At 64.2% G+C, this 8,556-nt stretch carries 5 protein-coding genes; 2 read left to right on the top strand and 3 right to left on the bottom strand.

Annotation, left to right across the window (positions count from 1 at the left end):
* Both PLZ73_12400 and PLZ73_12395 read right to left on the bottom strand, forming a co-directional pair.
* Positions 1-565: TolC family protein (locus PLZ73_12400; GenBank protein ID HOO78674.1), on the bottom strand; the 565-nt coding region annotated here is incomplete at its 3' end.
* A 90-nt stretch (positions 566-655) separates the two neighbouring features.
* On the bottom strand, positions 656-2,995 hold the full coding sequence (locus PLZ73_12395) for a DUF2298 domain-containing protein (protein HOO78673.1): 2,340 nt from the start codon (positions 2,993-2,995) through the stop codon (positions 656-658).
* A gap of 332 nt (positions 2,996-3,327) precedes the next feature.
* Between PLZ73_12395 and PLZ73_12390 the strand changes: the two genes are divergently transcribed.
* Positions 3,328-4,692: a hypothetical protein gene (locus tag PLZ73_12390; GenBank protein ID HOO78672.1), complete on the top strand. Its 1,365-nt coding sequence runs from the start codon at positions 3,328-3,330 to the stop codon at positions 4,690-4,692.
* Here PLZ73_12390 and PLZ73_12385 read toward each other — a convergent pair.
* Positions 4,686-6,068: a sigma-54 dependent transcriptional regulator gene (locus PLZ73_12385; GenBank protein ID HOO78671.1), complete on the bottom strand. Its 1,383-nt coding sequence runs from the start codon at positions 6,066-6,068 to the stop codon at positions 4,686-4,688. The two genes, PLZ73_12390 and PLZ73_12385, sit on opposite strands and share 7 nt — an antisense overlap.
* A gap of 678 nt (positions 6,069-6,746) precedes the next feature.
* On the opposite strand from PLZ73_12385, the gene PLZ73_12380 reads away from it, so the two are divergent.
* A partial coding sequence (locus PLZ73_12380) for a hypothetical protein (protein HOO78670.1) occupies positions 6,747-8,556 on the top strand: 1,810 nt, incomplete at its 3' end.

The following is an 8,556-nucleotide window of genomic DNA, read 5'->3' as shown; positions in this document are numbered from 1 at the left end:
CGTCGAAGCGGGCCTCGGCCAGGTTGGCCTCGGCCGTCATCAGGGAGCCCTTGTGCTCGGTTCCGGCCTGGTAGCGGAGCCGGACCATGTCCAGCTGTTGGGAGCGGCGTTGGGCGATCTCTTCGGTGATGTTCAGCAGCTGCTGGGCCTCGAGCAGATCGATGAAGGCTCCCCGCAGGCTCAGGCGGATTTCGGACGAGGTCAGGGCGTAGGAATAACGGGTCGAGACCAACTGCTGCTGTTGGCGGCTGGTGTTGTACCAGCTTTCGAAGCCGTCGAAGATAAGCTGGTCGCCGGAAAGGGAATACGAATAGGAATCCCCGCCGCTTTCTCCCGAGGACTTGGAATGGCTGTAGGCGGCCCGGCCCGAGATATGGGGAAGGAGAGCGCTGCGGGCCGAACTCACCTGCGCCACGGCCTGTTCGACTTGGAAACGGGCGGCGGCCAGTTCGGGGTGCAGCCGCGCCGCCCGGGACAGGCACTCCTCCCAGGTCATGACCCGGACGTCTTCTTCTCCCCGCGCCGTTCCGGCCGCGAGACAGATCAGGATCGCGAACCATTTCATCGTTGCGGGCGCTCCTTTCCCGGGCGTTCGACGACGATGCGTGAAGTCTATCATTATTAAATGCTTGGGGGCGCCCGAACGTTTAAAAAATTATCGGGAAGCCCCGACCCGGAAGATTTGGACCGGGCCCTCGGCATAGACCGGGTCGCCCAGTCGCCCGAATTTCTCCAGTCCGGGACCCGGGTAGCGCGCTCGTTCGGTCCGCCCGATGTAGACGTAGTCGATTCCGTATTCGTCGATCAGGGATCGGGCCCGGGTGAGGTCTTCGGTGGAGTAGACGGCCGCGGTCGCCTCGCTGCGGCGCGTGGGTTCCCGCCAGTCGTTCCGCCACCCGGCCTCGTGGTTGTTCCATCCCACCAGGGTGGGGCGCCCGGTGAAGGTGGCGATGCGGGGGGCCCAGTCGTAGGCATTGCCGTTGGCTTGAAGGATGACGGCGTCGAGGGGGAGGTTTTTTTCGATCCAGGCCGCCGCCCGCCAGTCGTCGAGGTCCCATCTCCACTCCGGTTTCTGCCAGGAGGGAACGGGTTCGAGAATGTAGGCGGCGCCGTCGAGCCCCGCGGGAAGGGCATGAGCCCGGGCCAGAGCCGGAACCGAAGCCAGGGAATAGACGAAGCCCGCTCCCAGGATCCCTCCCACGGTCCACCGCCAGGCCCGGATGGCCGAGGAGGAAACCAGCAGACTCCGGACCCGGAACGCCGCGTAGACCGCGGCCGTCCCCAGCAGGAGCCAGATATTGGTGTAGAACTTGAACATGGTGTTCATGCGCTCGTACCCCCCGCCCCGATAATGATCGACGAGGAAGAAGAATTCGCAGAATAGGGCCAGGCCCAGCGCCACCAGGGCCAGCCCCAGCGCGAACCCTTCCTCCCGGTCCGGGCCCCGGGCCGCCATTCTGACCACGACCGCCGCCGCCAGCGCCAGGATGAACAGCCAGGTGGGGAAGAGCGGAAGCGCGCCGCTGGCGACGAGCACGAGCAGTCCGATCCCGGCCATGACCCCCACCGGGGCCGCGGCCAGGGGGCGGGCCGATTTCCGGGCGTCGATCCAGTCGGCCGCGAGCAAGGCCGCCAGGAAGAACAGGAAGATGCCGATCGCTTCCAGGAAAAGGTCGAGCGGCGTACGCAACCCCACCGCGCCCAAGCCGCCCCGGTTATGTCCGGCCTGCTGCCCCAGGAAACTGAGGTTGAAGGGGAGATAGAGGAGGAAGCTGAGGACGGCGACCGCCGCTGCCGGAGGGATGAAATTCCAGCGGCTCCGCGGTTCCGGGTCCGGCCCGGTTCCGTCGGGGAGTTCGGCGGAACGCCGCCAGGACTTCCAGGCCGCGCTCACGAACAGCACCCCCAGGTAGACCGGGTAGTCCCAGGTGTGGGCCCCGACCAGCAGGCCGAGGGCGACGGCGGCGATCGCCACCGTCAGCGCCCGCCGGCCGGCGGTCTCGCCCCAGGCGCCCCACCCCGTCTCGGTTCTCCGGGCCACCCCCAACAGCAGGGTGAGGATGGCCATGTTGGTCATGTAGGTGACGACGTAGGGATGGAGATCGCCGTACACAAGGCTGAAGAAGGGGAACTCGTTGATGGGGTAGTCCAGGATGGCCCCGTCGGCCCCGGTCTGGACCATGACCCTGGCCCCGTCGAAGAAGCCGAAGGAGGAAAACTGGCTCGCCGCCTCCCGGAGCCAGCCCGGATCGGGGTGGCCCGCTTGAATCAAGGCGATCCGGGTCGCTTCCCGCGGAATCAGGACCTGGATGAACCCATAGAGGTTTCCGATGAACATGAGGGCGGCGGCGCCGAGAAAACCGTAGGAAATCTTCCCGGTGAGATTATAGCCCATCCCGAAGGAGGCGCTGAGGAAGAGGGCGTAGATCAGGCCCAGGACGATATTGAAGAAGAGGGGCAGGGGCAGGGGTACGAGCTTGTGCAGGGCGGCGACGATGATGTAGCCGTAGTAATAGTAGTTCATGGTCTTGCCGGCGAACCACGGGTCCGCCGGCGGGAAGAATGAGGTCTGATCGATCCGGTTGAGCAGGGCGTAATCCATGAACCGTTCCGTCTCCGGCGCGATTTCGGGGTTGGAGGCGATGACCCCGAGAAAGACGAAAAACCCGAGCAGGCAGACGGCTTCGACGGTGAGGATCATGCGCCGGTTGACCCGGACGAAGCCCGCCATCTCCTTCAGCCGGCCCCGGGCCGAAAACCATGACCCGGCCCCCAGCAGCACCAGCGCGCCGGCGACGGCGGGGGTGCCGAAAGGCACCAGCCGCAGACTTGACGCCATCCAGGCCAGAAAGGTGACCGCGACCGCGCCCACGATCCTGGAAACGGCCCAACCCCGGTCCCGCAACCCCGGGAAACCCAGATAGAGAAGGGGGAAAACCGCGGCGCCCGCGATCGAGGCCGCCCCCCAGACCGCCAACAGTTCCAGAACGAGCATGGATCCTACTCCTTACTAACCGACCGCACTTCCTGCGGGAGTATACTACAATCGGCGAACCCGTGTAACCGTGAAGGTGCGGACTCCGGTTATGCGCCGGTGAAATACGTTAATGGTTCCCCCCGGCCGAGTGTCCGGAATCCGACACAAATGGATGCCGGATTTCATACACTATCGCCCGAACGCGGCGGCCCCGGCAATCTATCGATTTGTGCCGCCGACGTTATCGGTTGCGGATCAAGAAGCAACAGCGATCTCTTCCGGCACGGGCCGTTTGGCACATGGTTTGCACCAGTGGAGGTGTCGATAACACATATTCGGGGGGGTGCGAGATGACCGATAAGCTGGAGTTGACGAGGTTGGCAGTGGCGGCCGCGGCCATGCTTTGTTTCGTTCCCCGGGCACGGGCGGCCGAAGACGTTTTCATGATTTTTGCCGGTCTTCCTCTGTACGACGAACTGGGCCGGGTGCTGGAAGGGACGAATCCGGACGACCCGATGTGGGACGGACGGCCCGGCGACCTGGTTCAGATCATCTCCACCGGCCCGGACGGGAAGGCCGATCCCGTAGCTCCGGGCGGCGCGGTCACGGGGGACGATTACATCTGCGCCGCCACCGCCATCGGGGCGGGCATGACCTGGGGTTGGGAACAAACCGGCCAGTTCGTCTACGAGGTCGGGGAGCCGGTCGACGGGGGGAAGGGCGGTCTGTACGTCCGGGTCTACAACCACGCCGATGCCTGCCTGGCCACGCGATACGGCGAATCCGAAGTATTTCCGTGTTCGGCGAGCTTGGTGGAGGATTTCGACGTCAGCGATTGGGAGCTGTCGGCAACGGACCGCGTTCTTCCCGATCCCCTCGGCGCTCCTTTTCTGGTGATCTCCGACGACGACTACGACGGTGACGGGGTCAGCGACCCCGCCGTCTACCGTCCCGGGAGCGGGGAATGGGAGATCGCGGGAGTTTGTTCGAGTCTGGTCTGGGGAGGGGAACGGGGAGATATCCCGGCTTCGGGCGACTATGACGGCGACGGCACCGCCGAACCGGCTTTTTACCGGGAAGGCGCCTGGCGGGTCCTGGGGTTCGAAGAGGAAGTGGATTGGGGGGACGAAGGCGAGTTTCCGGTTCCCGCCGACTATAACGGGGATTCGGTGACCGACTTCGCCACCTGGAGTCCGGAGGAAGGAACGTGGAGGATCTTCTGTTCCGTCGGCCGGGAGCACCGGCGGGAAGCCGTCCCGGAAACCGTCTGGGAAGTGGAACTGGGGGAGGAAGGCGATATCCCGGTCCCGGGCGACTACACCGGGGAGGGGCGCGCCCGCCCGGCGGTCTGGCGTCCTTCCACCGGAGAATGGATTATCGAGGGCTTGCCGACGGTCAAGTGGGGAGGGGGCAACGACATTCCCGTCCCCTTGGACGGCGACGGGGACGGAGCTCTCGACCGCACCGTCTGGCGCCCGCGTGGGGAAAAATCGGGGCTGTGGCTGGTCTACGGCTTTTCCCGGGTGGAATGGGGAGTGGAGGCCGCCGGCGATGTTCCCCTCACCGGCGATTACGACGGCAACGGCGCCGACGATCTTTCGATCTGGCGCCCCGGCCGCGGGCGGGTCTTCATCCGTTGCCTCTGCGGGGGTAGGGCCGCGCAGGACCTGGGGCAGGCGGGAGATATCCCCGCCGTCCGCCGTTGCTATTACTGAGCGCCGGGACGGCGGGTCTCGATCCCGTGTTTCTTGATTTTGCCGTACAGGGTGCTGCGGGAGATCCCCAGTTCGCGCGCGGCTCGCGCCAGATTGCCCGAAGTCCGTCGTAAAGCCGCCGCGATTTTCTCCCGCTCCATTTCGGCCAGGCTTTTTCCGGGAGACGTTTCCCGGGGGCTCCCGCTTCCCGTCGGCAGGAACAACCGGTCGAAATCCCCGGCGATGACGGCTCGTTCCAGGGCGTGTTTGAGTTCCCTGACGTTGCCCGGCCAGGGGTGGTCCAGGAGCCGCTCGACCGCCGCGGGGGGGGGAGCAAGGGGAGGCCGTTGGTAGCGGGCGCAGTGTAATTTGAGGAAGTGGTCGACGAGCAGGGGGATATCCTCGCGGCGTTCCCGCAAGGGGGGGATGGTGATGGTGAAAACGTTGAGCCGGTAGAGCAGATCCGGCCGGAACGCCCCCCGGGCGGTTTCCCCTTCCAAATCGGTGCTGGTGGCGGCGATGATGCGGATATCCACCGAAATGGTGGCGTCCCCCCCCACCCGTTCCATGGCCCGGTCCTCCAGGACCCGCAGCAGTTTCTGCTGGGCGCCCAGGCTGAGGTTGCCGATTTCATTGAGGAATATGGTGCCCCCCGAAGCCCGTTCGAATTTTCCCACCCGGCGCTCGTGCGCCCCCGTGAACGCTCCTTTTTCATGTCCGAACAGTTCGCTTTCGATCAGACGTTCGTTGAGCGCGGAGAGGTCGGTGACCACGAAGCAGTTCCGGGCCCGTTCGCTGTGGGCGTGGATGAACCGGGCGAGAAGGTCCTTCCCGGTTCCGGTTTCGCCCAGGATAAGCACGGTCGCGTCCAGCGGCGCGACCGACAGCGCCATCTCCCGAACCCGTCTCATGCCATCGCTGCGCCCGACCAACAAAGGTTTTCGGTCTTCCGCGTTCAGCAGCCGCTGCAGATTGAGGTTCTCCACCCGCACCTGCTCGCGGCGGCGGTTGCGTTCGACGATGGCCCGCATCTCCGCGACGCGAAACGGTTTGAGCAGGTAATTGGCGGCTCCGGCCTTCACCGCCTTCACCGCCGTCTGAATGTCGTCCAGGCCGGTGATCATGAAGACCTCGGCCTGGGGAAAACGGCGGTTCAGTTCGGCGACCAGTTCCAGTCCCGATTCCCCGGGGAGGATGAAATCGACGAACGCCAGGCTGATCAACCCGGCGGTTTGGATGAAGCTTGCCGCTTCCGAGCCGTTGCCGAAAAATACGGCTTCGGGGTATTCGGCCAGGATCTTGCGGTAGAGACGGATGCTGGCGGGGTCGTCCTCGACCACCAGGATCAAACCTTGGGGAAACCGCTCCGTGTCTGCCGGGAGACCGTTGCCAGTCATGTCCAGAGCATATCCCGGAGTCGGGTTTTCGGCAACGCCAAAATAACCGGCCCGGGGCGCCGGCCGGACAGAGAGACCGGAACCTGTCCGTCGCCGGTGCGGCGTCTATCATCCAATAATGCGAGCATAAACATATAATAATATATTATTTTAACCTTTTCTGGCTTTCTTGATATAAGAATAGACAAGGTATCATGGCGGCGGCAGTCGGAAATAAGCCGGGCGACTGTCGTCAAGCAGCTGTTGACGTAGCGTTCGATCGGGCAAATTTCAGGTAATTTACGGTTAATGAATTTCGATGCGAATACGATTACAGGTTTTCCCGAAAGTATCCGCCATGGCCCCGGTCGGAACCCGAGCCCGGCGGAGCGGTTTCAGGTCACGTTCGAAGGGGGAATCCGGACGTGGGGGACGAGGGCAAAGCTGCCGCCGACCCCCCGGTTCCCCTGACGAAATAATTGAGAAAATTTATTGATTTTAGGTTGTAGGTTTTGCCTTCCAGCCATTATATTGAAAGAGGGTAGGAATCTACCCAGGGAGGATTTCTATCAACTGTTACCAAAATTACGATAAGGGGCGAATACCATGAACTCATGGAAACTGGCTGGGTTGGGTCTGGCATTGTTAATTTCAGTCATTGCGATCCCCCCGCGCTCCCCCGCCGAGTCTCCGCATCCCATGGACGACCCGGTCATCAATTTCCAGGGTCGGGTGGAGGTGGGGGACGTCGGTTATTCCGGGAATACCTGGTTCTGCCTCACCATCGGCACCGAGGATATGGGGACCGCCTACTGGTCTTCGTTCGCCTCGGTCAGCGCCGTCGAGGGTATCTTCAACATTCTCATCGGGGGCAACACCGACGACCCCCTGACCGACGATATCTTCGCCCACCAGGAAGATATTTACCTGCGGGTCGCTTTTTCCACCGACGGCCTCAACTACGAAACCCTCTCCCCCGACCAGCAGATCGTCAGCGTTCCCTACGCCGTCAACGCCGACCTGCTCGACGGCCTGGAAAGCCCCAACTCCGCCTTCGTCGGGTTGACCGACACCCAGACCATCCTCAACAAGACCCTGGTCCAGCCCGAGATCGACACGGTCTTCTTCACGCCGGGCGCGCTTCCCGGAACGCCCGAGGCCGGGTATATCGCCTTCGATTCGGCCGATAACGTCATGAAGTACTACAACGGTTCGGACTGGGTCGAGATGAGCGGCGGCGAAGGCGGCGGGGGCGACGACGACTGGATCTTCATCTCCGGCTCGACCGCGGCCGACCCCATCTACCATACCGGCACCGTGGTCATCGGCACCGACGCCATCGCCGGCGACGAGCTGGTGCGCATCTATTCCGGCGGCCCGGTGCCGGCGCTGCGCGTGGAAGGGACGGGGATGGGAACGGGAGCGGACGGTTCCATGGTCCAGCTCTACCGCCACGACAACGGGCGCATCCTCACCGCCACCACCCAGGCCACCACCCAGCACGGAGTCTGGGTCACTTCCACCACCCTGACCACGGGCAGCCTGATCGCCGCCTACGTCAACTCCCCGCTCATGAGCAGCGGCTATGCGATCAGGGCCGAGCAAGCCTTCACCGAAGCCACCGGCATCGCCGTCTACGCCTATCAGGCCGGGGTGGGAAAAGCCATCCAGGCCACGGTGGGCGCCGGCTCGGCCGGCGCCGCCAACGCTCTCATGGTCAGCCAGGGCTCCAACTCCGACTCCAACATCGATTCGGACGAAGGCGGGGCCGTCCATATCATCAACACCAACAACGCCTACGGCGGTCTCACGATTTATTCCAACCAGGGTTCGGATCAGGCGGCGCCCCTGGCCACCCTGAAAACGGGAGCCACCGCTTTCGATCAGGCTCTCCTCGCCCTCGACCCGGCCGTGGGCGGCAACGCCCCCCACCTCTACCTCAAGGGCATCGACGGCCCCACCCCGGAGACGCTGGCCGCGGGCATGGTGTACATGGACAACGACGGATACCTCTATTACGCCGCCAACGATCAAGGTTTCAACGTTCTCAACAGCCGCTGGACCTACCGCGCGGGTTCCCGGGTGGCCGACGACCAGTTTACGGTCGCCGCCACGACCGTGAACAGCAACGCTTTCCAGGAAGGGCGGCCGGTCCGATATGGCGCGGCCGCGGGGACGTGGAGCTACGGGGTGGTGACCGACTATACCGGGGGCACGGTCACGATAGCCGGGGCCCCGATGACCGCGGGCCTGGACGCCTACATCCAGAGCGGGACCCCGGAACTGGTGCGCCAGGCCAGTTTTTATAAACCCGGGGCCGTGGCCGTCGGCAACGATTACATGGGCTTGGCCACGTGGCAGTTGGAGGACAGCTACGTGGTGCGGGTCACCGGCCAGCTCGAAGGGGCGCCGGCGGACGACGACGTCAGTATCCAGATCGGCATCGACGGCGCCTCCAACGACCTGCTGACCTCGACCCTGGACTTGGCCGACACCAACCAGGGCAGCA

This window comes from bacterium (assembly GCA_035380285.1).
In the GTDB taxonomy this organism is placed as follows: domain Bacteria; phylum Auribacterota; class Erginobacteria; order Erginobacterales; family DAOSXE01; genus DAOSXE01.
The sequence above is the reverse complement of the archived record's forward strand: the minus strand, read 5'-3'. Positions and strand labels throughout refer to the sequence as shown.